Genomic DNA, 20,123 nt, shown 5'->3' with positions numbered 1-20,123 from the left:
GATGACTACTTCTTGGCGGAGAGCTGCTCGATGATCGCCTGGGCGACGTCGTGCATGGTCAGGCGGCGATCCATGGATGCCTTCTGAATCCAGCGGAAAGCCTCCGGCTCGGTCAGGCCCATCTTCTCGTTGAGCAGGCCCTTGGCGCGGTCGACGAGCTTGCGGGTCTCGAACCGTTCGACGAGGTCGGCGACCTCGGCCTCGAGCGTGATGATCTGGGTGTAGCGGCTCAGCGCAATCTCGATGGCCGGCAGCAGGTCGTTGGGCGTGAACGGCTTGACCACGTAGGCGAGTGCACCGGCCTCCGAGGCCCGCTCGACGAGCTCCTTCTGGCTGAACGCGGTGAGCAGCACGACCGGCGCGATGTGGTTCTTGCTCAGACGCTCCGCCGCCGAGATGCCGTCGAGCTGGGGCATCTTCACGTCCATGATCACGAGGTCGGGGCGAAGCTCCGTCGCGAGGGCGACGGCGGTCTCGCCATCCGCGGCCTCGCCGACCACCTCGAAACCGTTGTCTCGCAGGATCTCGACGATGTCCATGCGGATGAGCGACTCGTCCTCCGCGACGACGACGCGGCGTGGGGCCGAGGTTGCAGCATCCTGATCATTCACGGGTTAGAGCCTACGGTATTCGGCCCGGCCACCTGCGATACGCTCGTGGGAGAGCCGGATTGGCGGAATGGCAGACGCAGGGCACTCAAAATGCTCCGCCCGGAAGGGTGTGTGGGTTCAAGTCCCACATCCGGCACGTTCGAAAGGGACGTCTCCGTCAGGGGGCGTCCCTTTCGAACGTTCGGGTGGCTGCTCAGGGCAGCGCCGTGAATCTCGGACCGTCGTAGTCGTCGCGGTGCACGGTCTCGGTCCACATCGCGGCGGGACGCACCCACAGTTCCCCGGAGCCCTCGGGGTGGTACACCACGAACGGCTCCTCGGTCTCGCTGTGGCGTGCCATCCCGACGACGACGTAGGTCGAGCCTTTGAAGTGGCGGTACCGGCCGGGGGGGATGTCGGCGAGCGGAGGTCTCGGTTCGCTCATGCCCCAGCACCCGCTCGCGGTGTGGAGTCGCTCATGCCTGCCAGCCGCAACCAGGTCGCCACGACGCTGTCGGGGTTGAGCGACATCGATTGGATGCCCTCGCGCACGAGCCACTCCGCAAGGTCGGGGTAGTCGCTCGGACCCTGGCCACAGATGCCGATGTACTTGCCCTTGCGCAGGCATGCCTCGATGGCCATCGAGAACATCCGCAGCACCGCCGGGTCGCGCTCGTCGAAGGTCTGGGCGACCAGCGCGGAGTCCCGGTCCAGACCGAGTGTGAGCTGGGTCATGTCGTTGGACCCGATGGAGAACCCGTCGAAGTGCTCGAGGAAGTCGTCCGCGAGCACCGCGTTGCTGGGCAGTTCGCACATCATGATCACCTTGAGACCGTTCTCCCCCCGCCGCAGACCGTTTTCGGCGAGCAGGTCGAGCACCGCGGCGCCCTCCTTCACTGTGCGCACGAACGGCACCATGATCTCGACGTTCGTGAGCCCCATCTCCTCACGCACGAACCGCAGGGCGGCGCACTCCAGATCGAAGCACTCCCGGAAACCCGGGGAGATGTATCGCGACGCGCCGCGGTATCCGATCATCGGGTTCTCTTCGCGGGGTTCGTATCGATCGCCGCCGATCAGGTTCGCGTACTCGTTGGACTTGAAGTCGCTCAGCCGCACGATCACCGGCTGCGGCGCGAACGCCGCCGCGATCATCGACACCCCCTCGGCGACACGGCGGATGAAGAACTCCCTCGGCGAGGGATACGCGGCGATCCGGTCTGCCACGTCGTGCTTGAGCGGCTCGGGAAGGGCATCGAAGTCGAGCAGTGCCTGCGGGTGGATGCCGATCTGCTGGTTGATGATGAACTCCAGCCGCGCGAGTCCGACCCCGTTGTTCGGCAGCTTGGCGAGGCCGAAAGCCTGCTCCGGCGTCGCGACGTTCATCATGATCTTCACGGGCGACTCGGGCATCTCGTCGAGCCGAGTTTCCTCTTCGACGTAGCGCAGCATCCCCTGGTAGACCACGCCGTCGTCGCCTTCGGCGCAGGAGACGGTGACCGGTGACCCGTCCGCCAGCACCTGCGTCGCGGTGCCGGTGCCCACGACGGCCGGGATGCCGAGCTCACGCGCGATGATCGCCGCGTGACACGTGCGCCCACCGCGATCGGTCACGATGGCGCTCGCCCGCTTCATGATCGGCTCCCAATCCGGATCCGTCATGTCCGCCACGAGCACGTCACCGGGCTGAAAGCGGTCCATCTGGGCGATCGACGTGAGCACGCGCACGGGGCCCGCCCCGATGCGTTGACCGATCGCGCGACCGGTGACCGCGACCGGCCCGTGCTCCTGCAGCACCGAGCGGCGCATCACGGTGCCGCTCTCGCGGGAGACGACCGTCTCCGGTCGCGCCTGCAGAATGTAGAGCAGCCCGTCGACACCGTCCTTCGCCCACTCGATGTCCATCGCCCGCGCGTAGTGCTCCTCGATGGTGAGGGCATGCCTACCGAGCTCCTGAACCTCGTCGTCGGTGATCGAGAACCGCCGGCGGTCCTCCTCGGGCACGTCGGTGAACTCCGTCGAACCGACGACGCCCGTGCCGGAGGCGTAGCGGAGGGCAATCGCCTTCTCCCCCACCGAGCGCTTGAGGATCGACGGCCGTCCGGCACGCAGCGCCTCCTTGTAGACGTAGAACTCGTCGGGGTTCACCGAGCCCTGCACCACGGCTTCGCCCAGTCCGTAGGCGCTCGTGATGAACACGGCACCGGCGAACCCGGACTCGGTGTCCACGGTGAACATCACGCCGGATGCCCCGACGTCGGAGCGCACCATCCGCTGCACCCCGGCCGAGAGCGCGACATCGCGATGGTCGAAGCCGTGGTGCACGCGGTAGGTGATGGCGCGATCGTTGTAGAGCGACGCGTAGACGCTGCGAATGGCGCCGAGGATGTTCTCGACACCGCCGATGTTGAGGTAGGTCTCCTGCTGGCCGGCGAATGAGGCATCCGGCAGATCCTCGGCGGTGGCGCTCGAACGCACGGCCCACGTGACCGACTCCGGATCGGCGTCTCCCGCGATGAGCTTCGCGTAGGCAGCGCGCACGTCGCGCTCGAGGTCCGCAGGCAGCGGCTGAGCCTCGATCCACGAGCGGATGTCCGCGCCGACGCGGGCGAGCTCGGCGACATCCTCGATGTCGAGTGCGTCCAGCGCCGACCAGATGCGCTGATCGAGCCCGTCGAGTGCGAGGAAGCCCCGATAGGCGTCCGCGGTCGTCGCGAAACCGCCGGGAACGCGCACTCCGGTGCCCGCGAGCTTCGAGACCATCTCGCCGAGCGAGGCGTTCTTGCCGCCCACTTGGGGCAGGTCCTCCATGCCGATCTCTTCGAACCACAGGATGTTCTGCATCAGCGTGCTCCTCTCTGGTGTTGCCGGCGTTAGGCCCGCAGGTTCATGGTGTGCAGCATCACGGCCGCCATCTCCTCGACGCTCTTGGTCGAGGAGTTCAGATACGGGACGCGGAGCCGTCGATAGAGGTCCTCCGCATGCCGCAGCTCGGCGGTGCACTGCTCGAGCGAGGCGTATCGCGAGCCGGGCCGCCGCTCCTGGCGCACCTGGCTGAGCCGCTGCGGCGTCGTGATCAGCCCGAAGCAGCGCTGGGCGTGCGGCGCGATGGGCCGTGGAAGTCCCTGCGCGGGCAGGTCGTCGTCGGTCAGCGGGTAGTTCGCAACGAGCAGACCGTACTGGAGCGCCAGGTACATCGTGGTCGGGGTCTTGCCGCACCGCGATGGGGCGATGATGATGACGTCGGCCTCGTCGAGCGAGCGCAGACTCTGCCCATCGTCGTGCTCGAGCGCGTATTCGACGGCGCGCATGCGCTCGTGGTATCGCGCGGCATCCCCGATGCCGTGATATTGCCCGGGATGCTCCGAGGCCCGCGTGTCGAGGATGTGCTCGAGCTCGGCGAGATGACCGTGTAGCAGGTCGATCGTGATGGCCCTGGACGACTGCACCGCCTGTTGCACGGCGCCGGTTCTCACCGTCGTGAACACCAGGGGTGCGGCCGGGCCCCCCGTGGCGTCGTCGATCTCGCGCACGACCTCGCGGGCGCGATCGACGCTGTCCACGAATGGGAGCGTGCGTCGAACGAATCCGAACTCCGGAAAGTTCGACAGCAGCGCGTTGCCGAGCGTCTCCGCGGTGATCCCGGTGCTGTCGGAGACGAAGAAGACAACCCGAGGAGACCGATCCTGCACGTCCCCTCCTTCGCTGGACACCGCATCGTGGTGTCCAGCGAAGACTATGGGACCGGGCGTGCGCCCGGCAGGGACCAAAGGACTATGGATCCGACCTCAGTCGGCGTGCTGTCCCGACTGCCAGACCGGCGCGACGGCGTTGATGGCGTCGCCCATCACGTGCACGCGCAGGTCGTTGGTGGAGCCGGGGATGCCGGGAGGCGATCCCGAGATCACCACGACCTTGTCGCCGACCTCGGCGAGGCCCTCGCGCAGCAGCACCTCGTCCACCTGTCGGTACATCGCGTCCGTGTGCGTCACACGATCGACGACGAAGGACTCGATGCCCCAGATCAGCGCCATGCGTCGTCTGATCGCCTCGTCGGTCGCGAACGCCCGCATCGGGATCCGGAACCGCAGTCGGGACATCCGTCGCGCCGAGTCACCGGACTCGGTGAAGACGCAGACGAACTTGGCGTCGACGAAGTCGGCGACCTCGGCGGCCGCGAGCGTGAGCGCCCCGCCCTGCGTGCGCGGCTTCGTGCCGAGCGGCGGAATGCGATCGAGGCCGTGCGCCTCGGTGGACGCGACGATGCGCGCCATGGTCTGCACCGTGACGACCGGATACTGGCCGACGCTGGTCTCGCCCGAGAGCATCACCGCGTCGGCACCGTCGAGGATGGCGTTGGCGACGTCGGAAGTCTCAGCGCGAGTGGGCACGGGCGAGGAGATCATCGACTCCAGCATCTGGGTTGCGACGATCACCGGCTTCGCCATGCGCCGGGCCAGTTCGATGGTGTGCTTCTGCACGATCGGCACCGCTTCGAGCGGGAGCTCGACGCCGAGGTCGCCACGAGCCACCATGATGGCGTCGAAGGCGTTGATGATGTCCTCGAGGTGGTCGACCGCCTGCGGCTTCTCGATCTTCGCGATCACCGGCACCTTGCGGCCTTCTTCGGCCATGATCTCGTGCACGCGCACGATGTCCTCGGCGTTGCGCACGAACGAGAGGGCGATGAGGTCGGCACCGAGCTTGAGGCCCCAGCGCAGATCGTCTTCGTCCTTCTCGGAGAGCGCAGGCACGTTGACGGCGACGCCGGGCAGGTTGATGCCCTTGTTGTTGGAGACCGGACCGGCGACGATCACCTCGGTCGTGACCACGGGACCATCGACCGAGACGACCTTGACCTTCACCTTGCCGTCGTCGATGAGCAGGAAGTCGCCGGGTGAGACATCCCCGGGCAGACCTTTGAACGTGGTGCCGACGAGCTCCTTCGTGCCGAGGACGTCGTCGGTGGTGATCTTGAAGATGTCACCCACCTCGAGCTCGTGCGGCCCGTCGGCGAACTTGCCGAGCCGGATCTTCGGGCCCTGCAGATCGACCATGACGGCGACCGCGCGACCGGAGTCGTCCGCGGCCTTCCGCACGTTCGCATAGACCTCCTCGTGCACGGCATAGCTGCCGTGACTGAGGTTCATGCGAGCGACATCGACACCTGCATCGATGATCGCCCTGATGTTCTCGTAGCTCGACGTCGCCGGCCCGAGGGTGGCGACGATCTTGGCTCGTCTCATGACTTCCTTACTGGTGGTGGCAGTGGTGGTGGGTCGGAAGAAGACTAGATGGCGATCGCGCGATCGGTGGGGCGCACCGGGAACGGCAGGCGGGTCTCGCCCTCGAGGAAGCGGTCGACGGCGGATGCCGCGGCTCGACCCTCCGCGATGGCCCAGACGATGAGCGACTGCCCGCGTCCGGCATCCCCGGCCACGAAGACGCCGGACTCGCTGGTCTCGTACTGCGCGTCGCGCTCGATCGTGCCGCGCTCGTCGAACGGCACGGGCAACTGCTCCGTGAGCGTCTCCGACTCGGGCCCGGTGAACCCGAGCGCGAGCAGCACGAGGTCCGCGGGGATCTCGCGCTCGGTGCCCGACTTCGGCACGCGCCGTCCGTCGAGGTACTCGGTCTCGGCAACGCGGATCGCGCGCAGCTCGCCGGCGTCGTTGGCAAGGAACTCGACGGTGGAGGCGAGGTACACCCGCTCGCCGCCCTCCTCGTGCGCGCTCGACACCTCGAACAGCGTCGGCGCCATCGGCCAGGGCTGGTGGTCGGGGCGCTCCGACGGCGGCTGCACGCCGATCGCGAGGTTCGTCACCGAGAGCGCGCCCTGGCGGTGCGCGGTGCCGATGCAGTCCGCACCGGTGTCGCCGCCGCCGAGCACGACGACGTGCTTGCCCTCCGCGCTGATCTGGTCGTGCAGGGCGTCGCCCGCACCAGCCCGGTTGGCCTGCACCAGGTATTCCATCGCGAAGTGCACGCCGGGCAGGTCGCGCCCGGGAATCGCGAGGTCGCGTGGCACGGTCGCACCGGTCGCGACGATCACCGCGTCGTAGCGCGCGCGCAGTTCGTCCCAGGTGATGTCGACGCCCACGTTCACGCCAGCGCGGAATCGGGTGCCCTCGGCCTGCATCTGGCTCAGACGCGCCTCGAGGTGCTTCTTCTCCATCTTGAAATCGGGGATGCCGTACCGCAGCAACCCCCCGATCCGGTCATCGCGTTCGAACACCGCGACCGTGTGCCCCGCGCGCGTCAGCTGCTGCGCGGCCGCCAGCCCGGCCGGCCCGGACCCGACCACGGCCACCGTCTTGCCGGTGAGCCGCTCGGGCGGGTGCGGGGTGACCAGACCGTTGGCGTAGGCCTCGTCGATGATCGAGACCTCGATCTGCTTGATCGTGACCGCCGGCTGGTTGATGCCGAGCACGCAGGAGCTCTCGCACGGTGCGGGGCACAAGCGGCCGGTGAACTCCGGGAAGTTGTTCGTGGCGTGCAGACGCTCGATGGCCTGCGCGCCCTCGCCGCGCCACATCAGGTCGTTCCACTCGGGGATCAGGTTGCCGAGCGGACAGCCCTGGTGGCAGAACGGCACGCCGCAGTCCATGCAACGGCCGGCCTGGCGGCGCAACTGCGTCGGGTCCTGCGCCTCATAGACCTCTTTCCAGTCCATGAGCCGCAGCGCCACGGGGCGGCGGGGCGGAAGCTCGCGCTCCTGCACCTTGAGGAATCCCTTGGGATCAGCCACCGGTCACCTCCAGGATCCGCTTCCACGCCACATCGCCATCGGGGTCGAGGCCTTCCTGAACGAGCTCGGCGCGGGTCTGCAGCACGGCGGCGTAGTCCCGCGGCAGCACCTTCACGAAGCGCGGAAGCGCCTCCTCGAGATTCGCGAGCATCTTGGCGGCCACCGTCGAGTCGGTCTCGTCGACATGCCGCTTGAGCAGGTCGGTGAGGATCTCGACGTCGCCGCTGCCGAGCGGCAGCAGCTCGAGCTCGCCGGAGGCGATCGCATCCGGGTTCACGCGCTCGGGACGCAGGTCGTAGATGTACGCCGTGCCGCCGGACATGCCGGCACCCAGATTGCGACCGGTGCCGCCGAGGATCACGGCGAGACCGCCGGTCATGTACTCGAGCGCGTGGTCGCCCACACCCTCGACCACGGCCGTCGCGCCGGAGTTGCGCACGAGGAAGCGCTCCCCCACGATGCCGCGCAGGAACAGGCTGCCCTGCGTCGCGCCGTAGCCGATCACGTTGCCGGCGATGACGTTGCGCTCGGCCTGGAAGACGCTCGCACGGGGCGGGCGGATGACGATCTGGCCACCGCACAGCCCCTTGCCCACGTAGTCGTTGCTGTCGCCCTCGAGGCGCAGCGTGATGCCGGAGGGCATGAACGCGCCGAGGGACTGGCCGGCGGTGCCCGTCAGACGCACCTCGATGGTGCCGCCCGGCAGGCCGTTCTCGCCGTGCCGCTTCGTGACCTCATGGCCGAGCATCGTGCCGACCGCGCGCTCGGTGTTGCGGATCGGCAGGTCGATGACGACCGGCAGGCCCGCATCGAGCGCGTCGGCGGACAGCCTGATGAGCTGCTGGTCGAAGTGCTTCTCGAGCTCGTGGTCTTGCGGCACGCGGTTGGTGCGCGGCTCGTCCTCGGCGAACTCCGGACCGACGAAGATCGGCGTCAGGTCGAGACCGTCGGCCTTCCAGTGCTCGAGTGCACGGTCGGTCTCCAACAACTCGTTGTGACCGATCGCCTCTTCGAGGCTGCGGAAGCCGAGCTCGGCGAGGTACTCGCGCACCTCTTGGGCGAGGAACTCGAAGAAGTTGACGACGAACTCCGGCTTGCCGGTGAAACGCGCACGCAGTTCCGGGTTCTGGGTGGCGACCCCGACCGGACAGGTGTCGAGATGACAGACCCGCATCAGGATGCACCCGGAGACCACGAGCGGCGCAGTCGCGAACCCGTACTCCTCGGCACCGAGCAGCGCACCGATGATCACGTCCCGGCCGGTCTTCATCTGACCGTCGACCTGCACCACCACGCGATCACGCATGCCGTTGAGCATGAGCGTCTGCTGCGCCTCGGCGAGACCGATCTCCCAGGGGGTGCCGGCGTGCTTGAGCGAGTTGAGCGGGCTCGCGCCCGTGCCGCCGTCGTGGCCGGAGACGAGCACCACGTCGGCCTTCGCCTTCGCGACACCCGCCGCGACGGCGCCGATGCCCGACTGGCTCACGAGCTTGACGTGCACGCGTGCCTCGGGGTTGGCGCGCTTGACGTCGAAGATCAACTGCTTGAGGTCTTCGATCGAGTAGATGTCGTGGTGCGGTGGCGGCGAGATCAGCCCGACGCCCGCGGTGCCGTGACGCGTGCGAGCGATCCACGGGTACACCTTGCCGGCCGGCAGCTGGCCGCCCTCGCCGGGCTTCGCGCCCTGCGCCATCTTGATCTGGATGTCGGTGGCGTGCGTGAGGTACATGCTCGTCACGCCGAAACGACCGGATGCCACCTGCTTGATCGCACTGCGCCGCTCGGGGTCGAGCAACCGCTCCACGTCCTCGCCGCCCTCGCCGGTGTTGGACCGCGCGCCGAGGCGGTTCATCGCGATGGCGAGCGTCTCGTGGGCCTCCTGGCTGATCGAGCCGTAGCTCATCGCCCCCGTGTTGAAGCGCTTGACGATCGACTCGACCGGCTCGACCTCGTCGATCGGCACCGGCGGACGCTCACCCGTCTTGATCTTGAACAGGCCGCGCAGCGTCATGAGCTTCTCGGCCTGGTCGTCGACGAGCTTCGTGTAGTCGCGGAAGATGTCGTAGCGGCGCGAGCGGGTCGCATGCTGCAGCCGGAACACCGTCTCCGGGTTGAACAGGTGCGGCGGACCCTCGCGGCGCCACTGGTACTCGCCGCCGGTGGCGAGGCGCTCGTGGGCGCTGGCCGCGGCATCCTCGGGATAGGCGGCGGCGTGGCGCGCGGCGCTCTCGGCGGCGATGACGTCGAGTCCGACCCCGCCGAGCAGGCTCGAGGTTCCCGTGAAGTACTGGTCGACGAACTCCTGCGAGAGGCCGACCGCCTCGAAGGCCTGGGCACCGGCGTAGGAACCGACGACCGAGATGCCCATCTTGGACATGATCTTGAGCACGCCCTTGCCGAGCGCCTTGATGAGGTTCTTGACGGCCTTCTCGGCGGTGATGCCGGTGAGCATGCCGCTGCGCACCAGTTCCTCGGCGGTCTCCATCGCCAGGTACGGGTTGATCGCGGACGCGCCGTAGCCCACGAGCAGTGCCACGTGGTGCACCTCGCGCACATCGCCCGCCTCGACGATGAGCCCGACCTTCATGCGGTTCTGCTCGCGGATCAGGTGGTGGTGCACCGTCGCGAGCATGAGCAGCGACGGGATCGGGGCGAGTTCCTTGGTGGAGTCGCGGTCGGAGAGCACGATGAACTCCGCGCCGTTCGTGATCGCCTCGTCCACCTCCTCGCACATCTTCGCGAGGCGCTTCTCCATCGCCTTCGGGCCCTTGTCCATGCGGTACAGGCCGCGCACGGTGTAGGTCAGGCTGGAACCGGGCTTGATGTGCTGGATCTTCGCCAGTTCGTCGTTGTCGATCACCGGGAAGTCGAGTGAGACCTGGCGTGCGTGCTCGGGCGTGGCATCCAGGAGGTTGCGCTCCGGGCCGAGGCCCAGCTTCATCGAGGTGACGACCTCCTCCCGGATCGAGTCCAGGGGCGGGTTCGTGACCTGCGCGAACTGCTGGGTGAAGTAGTCGAACAGTAACCGCGGGCGGTCGGAGAGCACCGCGATCGGCGTGTCAGAGCCCATGGCGCCGAGCGGCTCGGCGCCATTCGCCGCCATCGGGCTGATGAGGATGCGCACCTCCTCCTCGGTGTACCCGAAGGTGCGCTGGCGCCGGGTGACGGAGGCCGGGGTGTGCACGATGTGCTCGCGCTCGGGCAGGTCCTTCAGGGCGATGCGGTTCTGCTCGAGCCATTCACCCCAGGGCTTGGATGCCGCGAGCTCGGCCTTGACCTCGTCGTCCTCGATGATGCGACCCTCGACGGTGTCGACGAGGAACATCTTGCCGGGACGCAGTCGACCCTTGCGCACGACCTTGGACTGATCGACATCCGGCAGCACGCCGATCTCGCTCGCGAGCACGACGAGGCCGTCGTCGGTGACGAGGTAGCGACCGGGGCGCAGTCCGTTGCGGTCGAGGGTTGCGCCGACGAGCGAGCCGTCGGTGAAGACGAGCGCCGCGGGGCCGTCCCACGGCTCCATGAGGGTGCCGTGGTACTCGTAGAACGCCCGCCGAGCCGGGTCGACGTCGACCTGGTTCTCGTAGGCCTCCGGCACCATCATCATCATCGCGTGCGGCAGGGACCGGCCGGCGAGGTTCAGCAGCTCCACGACCTCGTCGAACGAGGCGGAGTCGCTCGCGCCGGGCGTGTTGATGGGCAGCAGCGGCGTCATGTCGCCGAGCACCTCGGACTCGAGCTGCGACTGGCGCGCCCGCATCCAGTTGCGGTTGCCCTGCACCGTGTTGATCTCGCCGTTGTGCGCGATCATGCGGAACGGCTGCGCGAGCGGCCACGACGGGAACGTGTTCGTCGAGTAGCGGGAGTGCACGAGCGCGAGCTTCGACGCGAACCGCTCGTCGGAGAGGTCGGGGTAGAACGGCTCGAGCTGCAGCGTCGTGACCATGCCCTTGTAGACGAGGGTGCGCGCGGACAGCGACGGAAAGTAGGCGTGCAGCTCGTGCTCGGCGCGCTTGCGCAGCCGGTACACCTGACGCTCGAGGTCGAGGCCGCCGGCGGTCTTGCCCTCCGCTCCCGAGCTGGAGGCACGGGTGGACTGCAGGAAGAGCTGCTCGAACGCGGGCATCGCGCCGCGCGCGAGGTTGCCCAGGTGCTCGGGGTCGGTCGGCACGTCGCGCCAGCCCAGCACCCGCAAACCCTCTTCGGCGGCGAGAGCGGCCACGCCCGACTTCACGGCCTCGCGCTCGGCGGCGTCGTTGGGCAGGAACGCCATGCCGACGGCGTAGCGTCCGAGTTGGGGCAGCTCGAAGTCCACCACGGCGCGAAGGAAGGCGTCGGGGATCTGGGTGATGATGCCGGCGCCGTCACCCGTGCCGGCATCCGATCCCACGGCGCCACGGTGCTCGAGGTTGCGCAGGGCACCCAACGCGGTCGCGATGATGTCGTGCCCGGCGGTGCCGCGGAGCGTCGCGACCATCGCGAGGCCGCAGGCGTCCTTCTCCCGGGCAGGGTCGTAGAGGCCCGCTGCGGCGGGAAGCGCGCTGAAACGCTCGAAGGGTGGCGTGAGAGCCATGGATACCGTCCTCACGATGGTGCTGGTGTGGTGGGACGTCTGCGGCCCAGGTGGGTGCGGCCCAGTCGATCAGGGCTTCTTGGTACCTGCTCCGCTTGTGGCGAGCTTCTCGGCGCCTTCGACATCATCGTCGGGTTCGTCAGTGTCCGAGTAGGTTTCAACGGAGTCTACCGTACCCTCGGGCGCCCGGCCCGGCAGGTAGGGTCCGGGCTCGATGCCGGGATGCCGCCGCCGCTGCACGAGGTAGAGCACGATACCGAGCGCGATCGCCGCGAACGCCCCCCAGATGTTGCTGCGGATGCCCAGGAACACCTCGCTCGGATCCACGCGGATCGACTCGAACCACGCGCGACCGAGGCCGTACCAGATCATGTACAGCGCCCAGACCTTGCCCCACTGCAGGCGCGGCACCCGCGCGCCCACCGGCACGGGCAGGGTGACGCCGAGAATGGACCGCTTCTCGAAGTGCCACGCGCGCTCGAGGGCGAGCAGGAAGACGATGCCGACGACGTTCCAGATCATCTCGTACAGGAACGTGGGGTGGAACAGCGTGCCCTCGGGCAGCCCGGCGGGGAACGCGGGGTTGGTGGACTCGATCTCGAGGCCCCACGGCAGGTCGGTCGGCTGGCCGAAGAGCTCGTGGTTGAAGTAGTTGCCGAGACGGCCGAGCGCCTGCGCAAGCAGCATTGCCGGTGCGAGCGCGTCGGCGAAGGTCCAGAACCGAAGTCCGGCGATGCGGCAGCCGATCCAGGCACCGACCGCGCCACCGACCAGGGAGCCGAAGATGGCGTTGCCGCCGTTCCAGATGCGGATGATCTCCCAGGGGTCCGCCCCCTCGAAGAAGTAGTCGTTCGGGTGGGTGAAGACGTGCCACAACCGCGCCCCGACGAGCCCGAGCGGGATCGCCCAGATGATCACGTCGAGCACGACACCTGACTCGGCGCCGCGTGCCTTGAGCCGCTGGTTGACCCAGATCGTGGCGAGCACGATGCCGAGCAGAATGCACAGCGCGTAGGTGTGGACCTGGAAGACGGTGTTCTCGCCGAGGAACGGCAGCCACTGCCCGATCGGGATCCGCACCGGGATCTGCCAGTCTTCGGGCGGGCTGGGGATGCTGAGCGGCAGGAACGACAAGCCAGTCACCTTTCAGAGGACACGCGAACTAGGCGAGTCTAGTACCGGCGGCGAGGGCCTCCGCCGTGCGGGCGACCGCGTCGACACCGCCGTCCGCGAGCGCCGTGACGAGCGCGGAACCCACGATCGCGCCATCCGCGTAGCTCAGCACATCGCGCACCTGCTCGGCGGTCGAGATGCCGAGACCGACGCACGTGCTCGTCGCGCCCACCGAACGCAAGCGGGCGACGAGGTCGCGCGCCGCGCTGTCCATCTCGGTGCGGGCGCCGGTGATGCCCATGGTCGAGACGGCGTAGACGAAGCCGCGGCTGAGCTCCACCGTGCGGGCCAGGCGGGCGTCGGAGGAGCTGGGGGCCGCGAGAAACACGCGGTCGAGCCCGGTGCGCTCGGAGGCGGCGATCCACTCCCCTGCCTCGTCCGGCACGAGGTCGGGGGTGATGAGCCCCGCGCCGCCCGCGGCGACGAGATCGTCGGCGAACCGGTCGACGCCGTACTGCAGCACCGGGTTCCAGTACGTCATCACCAGCACGGGCGCGTCCACGCGGGCCGTGATCGCTTTCACGGCGTCGAAACCGTGCGCGAGCTTGAATCCCGCGGCGAGGGATGCCTGGGTGGCGCGCTGGATGACGGTGCCGTCCATGACCGGATCGGAGTAGGGCAGGCCCAGCTCGAGGATGTCGACGCCGGCGTCGATGATCGCGACCGCGGCATCCACACTCGTGGCAAGGTCGGGAAAGCCGACCGGCAGGTAGCCGACGAGCGCGCCGGACCCGGCGGCCTTGCGCTCGGCGATGACCTCGGCGACGCGGCTCACGCCTGGCCGTCCAAGAGCTCGAAGTACTTCGCGGCGGTCTCCATGTCCTTGTCACCACGACCGGAGAGGTTCACGAGGATCGTCGAGTCCGGCCCGAGCTCGCGGCCGAGCTTCATCGTGCCCGCGAGCGCGTGCGCCGACTCGATCGCCGGGATGATGCCCTCCGTGCGCGAGAGCAGCCGCAGCGCCTGCATCGCCTCGTCATCGGTGATCGGCAGGTAGCTCGCGCGACCGATGTCGTGCAGCCACGCGTGCTCGGGACCGACGCCCGGGTAGTCCAGACCGGCGGATATCGAGTGCGATTCGATGGTCTGGCCGTCCTCGTCCTGCAGCATGTAGGAGCGCGCGCCGTGCAGCACGCCAGGGCGCCCGCGCGTGATGGTCGCGGCGTGCCGCTCGGTGAGGTGCCCCTCGCCGGCGGCCTCGTAGCCGTAGAGCGCGACCGTGGGGTCGTCGAGGAAGGCGTGGAAGATGCCCATGGCGTTGCTGCCGCCGCCCACGCACGCCGTGACGGCGTCCGGGAGCGCACCGGTGAGCTCGAGCACCTGCGCGCGGGCCTCCTCGCCGATGATCTTGTGGAAGTCGCGCACCATCACCGGGAAGGGATGCGGTCCAGCGACCGTGCCGAGCACGTAGTGCGTGGTGTCGACGCTGGCCACCCAGTCGCGCAGCGCGTCGTTGATCGCGTCTTTGAGCGTGCGCGAGCCGGTGGTCACGGCGACGACCTCCGCGCCGAGCAGGCGCATGCGCGCGACGTTGAGCGCCTGACGCTCGGTGTCGACCTCGCCCATGTAGACCACGCACTCCATGCCGAAGAGCGCCGCGGCGGTGGCGGTCGCGACGCCGTGCTGGCCCGCGCCCGTCTCGGCGATCAGACGGGTCTTGCCCAGTCGACGCGCCAGGAGGGCCTGGCCGAGCACGTTGTTGATCTTGTGCGAGCCGGTGTGGTTGAGGTCCTCGCGCTTGAGGATGATGCGCGCGCCGCCGGCATGCTCGGCGAACCTCGGCACCTCGGTGATGATGCTGGGCCGACCCGTGTAGGTGGCGTGCAGCTGGGCGAGTTCGGCCTGGAAGAGCGGGTCGGTCTTGGCGGCCGTGTACGCGGCATCCAGCTCGTCGAGGGCGGCGATGAGCGACTCGGGCACGTAGCGGCCACCGAAGTCGCCGAAGTACGGCCCGAGTTCATTGCGCAGGTCGGTCATCATGCTCCCAAGAACTCGCGCAGGGTCGCCGCCGGATCGCCGCCGGTCACCAGGGCCTCGCCGACGAGCACGACATCGGCACCCGCGCGGCGGTAGTGCGCGACATCCGCCGCCGACTTCACGGCCGACTCCGCGACCCGGATGACGCCGCTCGGAATGGAATCGGCGAGTCGCCCGAACAGATCCTGATCGAGCTCGAAGGTGCTGAGATCGCGAGCGTTCACGCCGATGAGCCCGGCGCCGAGGTCGACGGCGCGGGCGACCTCGTCGGCCGAGTGCGCCTCGACGAGCGGCGTCATGCCGAGTTCGGTGATCAGGGCGAACAGGGACGCCAGCGTGGGCTGATCGAGAGCCGCGACTATCAGCAGCACCAGGTCGGCCCCCGCAGCGCGGGCCTCGAACACCTGATAGGGATCGGCGATGAAGTCCTTACGCAGCAGCGGCACCGACGCGACGGCGCGCACCGCGCGCAGGTCGTCGAGCGAGCCGCCGAACCGTCGCGATTCGGTCAGCACGCTGATCGCGCTCGCACCCCCGGACTCGTAGGAGACGGCAAGCGATGCAGGATCGGCGATCTCGGCAAGGGCACCCCGCGAGGGGCTGGCGCGCTTGATCTCGGCGATGATGTGCACGCGGTCGCGGGGCGCGAGCGCTGCGAGGGCATCCAGGGCAGGCACGGCGGCGAGAGCGGCGGTCTCGACGGCGGCGAGACTGAGCGCAGCGCGACGCTCCGAAGCGTCGGCGAGCGCTCCGGTGACGAGGTCGGTGAGCACGCTAGTTGTGCGCCTTGGGCTTCAGCTTGTCGCCACCGACGCCGTAGCCGACGCGAGCGAGCAGCACTCCCACGAAGAAGCCGACGACGAGCAGGCCGGCCGCGGCCCACACGAGCCACTGCACATCGAACCAGAACGCGAACGTGCCGATGATGAACGCCACGAGCATGATCGTGACCGCCGTCCAGGCGGCCGGAGAGTTTCCGTGGCCGGGTTCGGTCTCAGCGCTCATCGGTACTCCTGGGTTTCTTCGGCGGATGGTTCGCTTCGATTCTAGCGGGACGTGGGATCGTCGCCCTCGCTCAACGCGTCCCACGCTCCCGCGTTCGAGGTGTCGGCGGTGCGCTCGGCATCGTACTTGCGGCTCGCGCGCGGCCAACGCCGTGCGGTGATCAGCACCGCGATGCCGACCGCGAGCAGCAGCACGCCCGCGACGGCGGCGAACCACGGCCAGACCGAGGCAGCCGCAGAGGCGACGAGCGCCGTCACCGAATCATGGCCGGCGACGGCGGTCGCTGCGGTGATCGTCGAAGCGGATGCCGCGATCGGGTCAACCAGCGCGGTCGTCGCCGCGGAGACGACCGCCGCACCGATCAACGCCTGGAGCACGCCGAGCACCCGTCGCAGGATCGGCCCGGCGATCGTCAGGGCGGCGCTCAGGGCCAGCACGGCGATGCCGAGCGTCGAGAGCACGGGTGCGGCCGCTTGGCCGGCGACCGACAGCACCGTGCCATCGACGAGCGTCACCGCCACCCAGTTCTGCGTCCAGGCCAGCAGCACGGCCGCGCCGAGCGCGAGCCCTGCCAGCACGAGTGTGAGGCGCAATCGTGCGGGAGTCACTGGATACGACGCATGGCATTGGCGACGGCGACGGCGCGCAACGGGGCGGCGGCCTTGTTGCGCGACTCCTCGTGCTCCGCCGCCGGGTCGGAATCGGCGACGAGCCCCGCACCGGCCTGTACGTGCGCGACGCCGTCGACGATCGTCGCAGTGCGGATCGCGATCGCGAGGTCGGCATCCCCGGCGAAGTCGAAGTAGCCGACGACTCCCCCGTAGACGCCCCGCTGCGCGGGCTCCAGTTCGTCGATGATCTCGAGCGCCCGTGGCTTCGGCGCGCCCGAGAGCGTGCCAGCCGGGAAGGTAGCGCGGAAGACGTCGACGGCGCCGGCATCCGATCGCAGCTCGCCCTCGACCGTGGAGACCAGGTGCATGATGTGGCTGAAGCGCTCCACCTGCATGAACTCGGTGACCTCGACCGTGCCCGGTACGCACACCTTGAGCAGGTCGTTGCGCGCGAGATCGACGAGCATGAGGTGCTCTGCCTGCTCCTTCGCGTCCGCCAGGAGCTCGTCCGCGAGCTCCCCGTCACGCTCGGGGGTGTCCCCGCGCGGACGCGAGCCGGCGATCGGATGCATCGTCACATGCCCCTCGGAAACCTTCGCGAGCGCCTCCGGGCTCGACCCCACGATCGAGTACGGCTCGCCGGACGGATCCACGAGCGTGAGCAGGTACATGTACGGCGAGGGGTTGAGGGTGCGCAACACCCGGTACACGTCGATCGGCTCCGCCGTGACCGCCAGGTCGAAGCGCTGCGAGATGACGACCTGGAAGACGTCACCATCGCGGATGTACTGCTTCGAGCGTTCGATCGCCTCCGCGTACTCTGCCGGCTCCACGCGCGAGATCGGGTCGGCGACGATCGTGAGGTCGACCTCGGCGAGCCACGCCTGCGTCGGCTGCGAGAGCGCCTCCTGCATGGCGTCGAGTCGTCGCTGTGCGTCACCCCACAACACGTCGCGCTCCTCGAGGCCATCGCCCAGGGCCGCGGCGATCAGCAGCACCGTGCCACGTCGGTGGTCGAGTACGACCAGCTCGGAGACGAAACCGAGCGCCTGGCCCGGCACATCGAAGTCGGCCGGCGGCGAATCGGGCAGGTGCTCGATCTGGCGGATCGCCTCCCAGCCGATGAAGCCGACCAGACCGCCGGTGAGCGGCGGGTGCCCCTCGACGCGCGGCGTGCTCCAGCGGGCATAGAGGTGCGCGAGCGCCTCGAGCGGCGCCGTCGGGTGATCGGCGCCGAGCGCCCGCTCCACCGGCAGACCGTAGTCGATCCAGGTCGCCAGATCCCCGTGCTGGGTGAGCACGCCGAAGCTCGAGACACCGACGAACGAGAAGCGCGACCAGATGCCGCCCTGCTCCGCCGATTCGAGCAGGAAGGTGCCGGGCCGACCGGCGGCGAGCTTGCGGTACACGCCGATCGGCGTCTCGCCGTCGGCGAAGATCTCCCGGATCACGGGGATGACGCGGTGACCGGCCTGCAAGCGGTCGGTGAAGTCCTCGGGCGTGGTGGTACTAGACATCGATCGGCCCCACATCGAAACAGGAGTGCGCGCCGGTGTGGCACGCGGGACCGTGCTGCTCGACCTTCAGCAGCACCGTGTCGCCGTCGCAGTCGAGCGCGGCAGACTTCAGCACCTGGATGTTGCCGCTCGTGTCGCCCTTGCGCCAGTACTCCTGGCGGCTACGGCTCCAGAACGTCACACGGCCGCCCGTGAGGGTGCGCCGCAGCGCTTCCGCGTCCTGATAGCCGAGCATGAGCACCTCCCCGGTGTCCCACTGCTGCACGATCGCCGGCAGCAGGCCGTTGTCGGCGAAGCGCGCGCGCTCGACGACGGCCTGGGCATCCGTCTCGTTCATCGCACCACCATTCCTGCCTCGGCCAGCGCGAGCTTGACGTCGCCGACCGTGAGTTCTCCATTGTGGAAGACGGATGCCGCGAGCACCGCATCGGCGCCGGCCGCGACCGCGGGCGCGAAGTCGCCGACCGCGCCGGCGCCACCGCTGGCGATCACCGGCACGGAGCTCAGCTCGCGCATCGCGGCGATGAGCTCCAGATCGAAGCCGCGCTTGGTGCCGTCGGCGTCGATCGAGTTGACGAGCAACTCCCCCGCACCGCGTTCGATCGCCTCGCGCGCCCAGTCGAGCGCGTCGAGGTCGGTCTCGGTGCGACCACCGTGGGTCGTGACCACCCAGCCATCCCCGCGACGCTTGACGTCGAGCGAGAGCACGAGAGCCTGCGCGCCGAACCGGTCGGCGATCTCGTCGAGCAACTGGGGTCGCGCGATGGCCGCCGAGTTCACGCCGACCTTGTCGGCGCCGTGCGCTTGCAGCCGTGCCACATCATCGGCGCTGCGCACGCCGCCGCCGACCGTCAACGGAATGAACACCTGCTCGGCGGTCGCCCGCACGACGTCGTACATCGTCGCGCGCTCGTCGACCGTGGCGGTCACGTCGAGGAAGGTGATCTCGTCGGCGCCCTGCTCGTAGTACTTCGCGGCGAGCTCGACGGGGTCGCCGGCATCCCGCAGGTTCAGAAAGTTGACGCCCTTGACCACCCGGCCCGCGGCGACGTCGAGGCACGGGATGACGCGCACGGCGAGGGTCATAGCCGTGCCGCGTGGATCGCGCTCACGAGGATCGCGCGCGCGCCGATCTCGTACAGCTCGTCCATCACGTGGTTGGTGTCGGCGCGCGGCACCATCGCGCGCACGGCGACCCACTCGGGGTCGTGCAGTGGCGAGATCGTCGGGCTCTCGATCCCAGGGGTCACCTCGGTGGCGCGCTCCAGGTCGGCAAGCCGCACGTCGTAGTCGATGAGCACGTACTGCCGGGCGACGAGCACGCCGTGCAACCGACGCTGCAGTGTGCCCACCCCGGGGTGGTCGGCGCCCGACGAGATCAGTACGGCCGTGGAGTCCAGGATGACGGGACCGAAGATCTCCAGGCCCTGGGCGCGCAGCGTGGAGCCGGTCGAGACCACGTCGGCGACGGCATCCGCGACCCCGAGCTTGACGGCGGACTCGACGGCGCCGTCGAGCGGCACGATGATGACCTGCACGCCCTCGCGAGCGAGGAAGTCGCCGACGAGCGCCGGGTAGCTCGTGGCGACGCGAACGCCCTTGAGGTCGTCGAGGGTCGTGAACGCCCCGGGCGGGCCCGCGAATCGGAAGGTGGACTCGCCGAAGTCGAGGGTGGAGATCTCGACGGCGGGGCTGCGGGAATCCAGCAGCAGGTCGCGGCCGGTGATGCCGACGTCGAGCGCGCCCGAGCCGACGTAGGTGGCGATGTCGCGCGGGCGCAGGTAGAAGAACTCGACGTCGTTGCGCTCGTCGCGCACGCTCAGCGCGCGCGGGTCGCGGCGGCCGGTGTATCCGGCCTCGAGCAGCATCTCGGCGGCGGTCTCGCTCAGCGATCCCTTGTTCGGGATGGCGATTCTCAGCATGGTT

General features: G+C 68.9%; 17 protein-coding genes and 1 tRNA gene. 1 reads left to right on the top strand and 17 read right to left on the bottom strand.

Annotation, left to right across the window (positions count from 1 at the left end):
* Positions 1–5 precede the first annotated feature (5 nt).
* On the bottom strand, positions 6–611 hold the full coding sequence (locus PYV02_RS12215) for an ANTAR domain-containing response regulator (protein WP_275759318.1): 606 nt from the start codon (positions 609–611) through the stop codon (positions 6–8).
* Positions 612–664: 53 nt separating this feature from the next.
* Here PYV02_RS12215 and PYV02_RS12210 point away from each other — a divergent pair.
* Positions 665–747, top strand: a tRNA-Leu gene (locus PYV02_RS12210).
* Between the two features lie 57 nt (positions 748–804).
* On the opposite strand, the gene PYV02_RS12205 is transcribed toward PYV02_RS12210, so the two are convergent.
* From PYV02_RS12205 to hisG, 16 genes are all read right to left on the bottom strand, one after another.
* Positions 805–1,035, bottom strand: coding sequence for a DUF1653 domain-containing protein (locus PYV02_RS12205; RefSeq protein ID WP_275759317.1), 231 nt, complete (start codon positions 1,033–1,035; stop codon positions 805–807).
* The gene (gene ppsA, locus PYV02_RS12200) at positions 1,032–3,434 is read right to left on the bottom strand and encodes a phosphoenolpyruvate synthase (RefSeq protein ID WP_275759316.1); all 2,403 of its coding nucleotides are present in this window, start codon (positions 3,432–3,434) and stop codon (positions 1,032–1,034) included. The genes PYV02_RS12205 and ppsA overlap by 4 nt, the downstream gene beginning before the upstream one ends.
* Before the next feature lie 29 nt (positions 3,435–3,463).
* Positions 3,464–4,282, bottom strand: a complete 819-nt coding sequence (locus PYV02_RS12195) for a pyruvate, water dikinase regulatory protein (protein ID WP_275759315.1) — start codon at positions 4,280–4,282, stop codon at positions 3,464–3,466.
* 96 nt (positions 4,283–4,378) lie between these two features.
* Positions 4,379–5,836, bottom strand: a complete 1,458-nt coding sequence (pyk, locus tag PYV02_RS12190) for a pyruvate kinase (RefSeq protein WP_275759314.1) — start codon at positions 5,834–5,836, stop codon at positions 4,379–4,381.
* Positions 5,837–5,880: 44 nt separating this feature from the next.
* Complete coding sequence (locus PYV02_RS12185) at positions 5,881–7,338, bottom strand: glutamate synthase subunit beta (RefSeq protein ID WP_275759313.1); 1,458 nt, start codon at positions 7,336–7,338, stop codon at positions 5,881–5,883.
* On the bottom strand, positions 7,331–11,914 hold the full coding sequence (gene gltB / locus PYV02_RS12180) for a glutamate synthase large subunit (protein WP_275759311.1): 4,584 nt from the start codon (positions 11,912–11,914) through the stop codon (positions 7,331–7,333). Before gltB ends, PYV02_RS12185 begins: the two co-directional genes overlap by 8 nt.
* Before the next feature lie 69 nt (positions 11,915–11,983).
* Positions 11,984–13,048: a prolipoprotein diacylglyceryl transferase gene (gene lgt / locus PYV02_RS12175; protein ID WP_420833632.1), complete on the bottom strand. Its 1,065-nt coding sequence runs from the start codon at positions 13,046–13,048 to the stop codon at positions 11,984–11,986.
* Positions 13,049–13,076: 28 nt separating this feature from the next.
* The gene (gene trpA, locus PYV02_RS12170; RefSeq protein WP_275759310.1) at positions 13,077–13,862 is read right to left on the bottom strand and encodes a tryptophan synthase subunit alpha; all 786 of its coding nucleotides are present in this window, start codon (positions 13,860–13,862) and stop codon (positions 13,077–13,079) included.
* On the bottom strand, positions 13,859–15,064 hold the full coding sequence (gene trpB, locus PYV02_RS12165; RefSeq protein ID WP_275759309.1) for a tryptophan synthase subunit beta: 1,206 nt from the start codon (positions 15,062–15,064) through the stop codon (positions 13,859–13,861). Before trpB ends, trpA begins: the two co-directional genes overlap by 4 nt.
* Positions 15,064–15,837, bottom strand: a complete 774-nt coding sequence (trpC, locus tag PYV02_RS12160) for an indole-3-glycerol phosphate synthase TrpC (RefSeq protein WP_275759308.1) — start codon at positions 15,835–15,837, stop codon at positions 15,064–15,066. The genes trpB and trpC overlap by 1 nt, the downstream gene beginning before the upstream one ends.
* Position 15,838: 1 nt before the next feature.
* Positions 15,839–16,069 carry a DUF6704 family protein gene (locus PYV02_RS12155; protein WP_275759307.1) on the bottom strand — a complete coding sequence of 77 codons (231 nt, stop codon included), beginning with the start codon at positions 16,067–16,069 and terminating at the stop codon, positions 15,839–15,841.
* 41 nt (positions 16,070–16,110) lie between these two features.
* Positions 16,111–16,677 (bottom strand): Trp biosynthesis-associated membrane protein, encoded by a 567-nt coding sequence (locus PYV02_RS12150; RefSeq protein ID WP_275759306.1) that lies wholly within the window; start codon positions 16,675–16,677, stop codon positions 16,111–16,113.
* A complete protein-coding gene (locus PYV02_RS12145) occupies positions 16,674–18,197 on the bottom strand; it encodes an anthranilate synthase component I (protein ID WP_275759305.1) in 1,524 nt (507 codons plus the stop codon). Before PYV02_RS12145 ends, PYV02_RS12150 begins: the two co-directional genes overlap by 4 nt.
* The gene (gene hisI / locus PYV02_RS12140) at positions 18,190–18,534 is read right to left on the bottom strand and encodes a phosphoribosyl-AMP cyclohydrolase (protein WP_275759304.1); all 345 of its coding nucleotides are present in this window, start codon (positions 18,532–18,534) and stop codon (positions 18,190–18,192) included. Before hisI ends, PYV02_RS12145 begins: the two co-directional genes overlap by 8 nt.
* A complete protein-coding gene (gene hisF / locus PYV02_RS12135; RefSeq protein ID WP_275759303.1) occupies positions 18,531–19,283 on the bottom strand; it encodes an imidazole glycerol phosphate synthase subunit HisF in 753 nt (250 codons plus the stop codon). The genes hisI and hisF overlap by 4 nt, the downstream gene beginning before the upstream one ends.
* Positions 19,280–20,119 (bottom strand): ATP phosphoribosyltransferase, encoded by an 840-nt coding sequence (gene hisG / locus PYV02_RS12130; protein WP_275759302.1) that lies wholly within the window; start codon positions 20,117–20,119, stop codon positions 19,280–19,282. The genes hisF and hisG overlap by 4 nt, the downstream gene beginning before the upstream one ends.
* Positions 20,120–20,123 lie beyond the last annotated feature (4 nt).

The sequence above is a fragment of the Antiquaquibacter metalliresistens genome, assembly GCF_029211225.1.
Classification (GTDB): domain Bacteria; phylum Actinomycetota; class Actinomycetes; order Actinomycetales; family Microbacteriaceae; genus Rhodoglobus; species Rhodoglobus metalliresistens.
This window is presented reverse-complemented; position numbering and strand designations above follow the sequence as displayed.

Bases quoted from the DNA above. Each gene is read 5' to 3' on its own strand.
- PYV02_RS12155 (WP_275759307.1), bottom strand. From the start codon at position 16,069: ATGAGCGCTGAGACCGAACCCGGCCACGGAAACTCTCCGGCCGCCTGG.
- hisI (WP_275759304.1), bottom strand. From the start codon at position 18,534: ATGAACGAGACGGATGCCCAGGCCGTCGTCGAGCGCGCGCGCTTCGCC.
- PYV02_RS12145 (WP_275759305.1), bottom strand. From the start codon at position 18,197: ATGTCTAGTACCACCACGCCCGAGGACTTCACCGACCGCTTGCAGGCC.
- pyk (WP_275759314.1), bottom strand. From the start codon at position 5,836: ATGAGACGAGCCAAGATCGTCGCCACCCTCGGGCCGGCGACGTCGAGC.
- ppsA (WP_275759316.1), bottom strand. From the start codon at position 3,434: ATGCAGAACATCCTGTGGTTCGAAGAGATCGGCATGGAGGACCTGCCC.
- PYV02_RS12205 (WP_275759317.1), bottom strand. From the start codon at position 1,035: ATGAGCGAACCGAGACCTCCGCTCGCCGACATCCCCCCCGGCCGGTAC.
- gltB (WP_275759311.1), bottom strand. From the start codon at position 11,914: ATGGCTCTCACGCCACCCTTCGAGCGTTTCAGCGCGCTTCCCGCCGCA.
- hisF (WP_275759303.1), bottom strand. From the start codon at position 19,283: ATGACCCTCGCCGTGCGCGTCATCCCGTGCCTCGACGTCGCCGCGGGC.
- trpB (WP_275759309.1), bottom strand. From the start codon at position 15,064: ATGACCGACCTGCGCAATGAACTCGGGCCGTACTTCGGCGACTTCGGT.
- hisG (WP_275759302.1), bottom strand. From the start codon at position 20,119: ATGCTGAGAATCGCCATCCCGAACAAGGGATCGCTGAGCGAGACCGCC.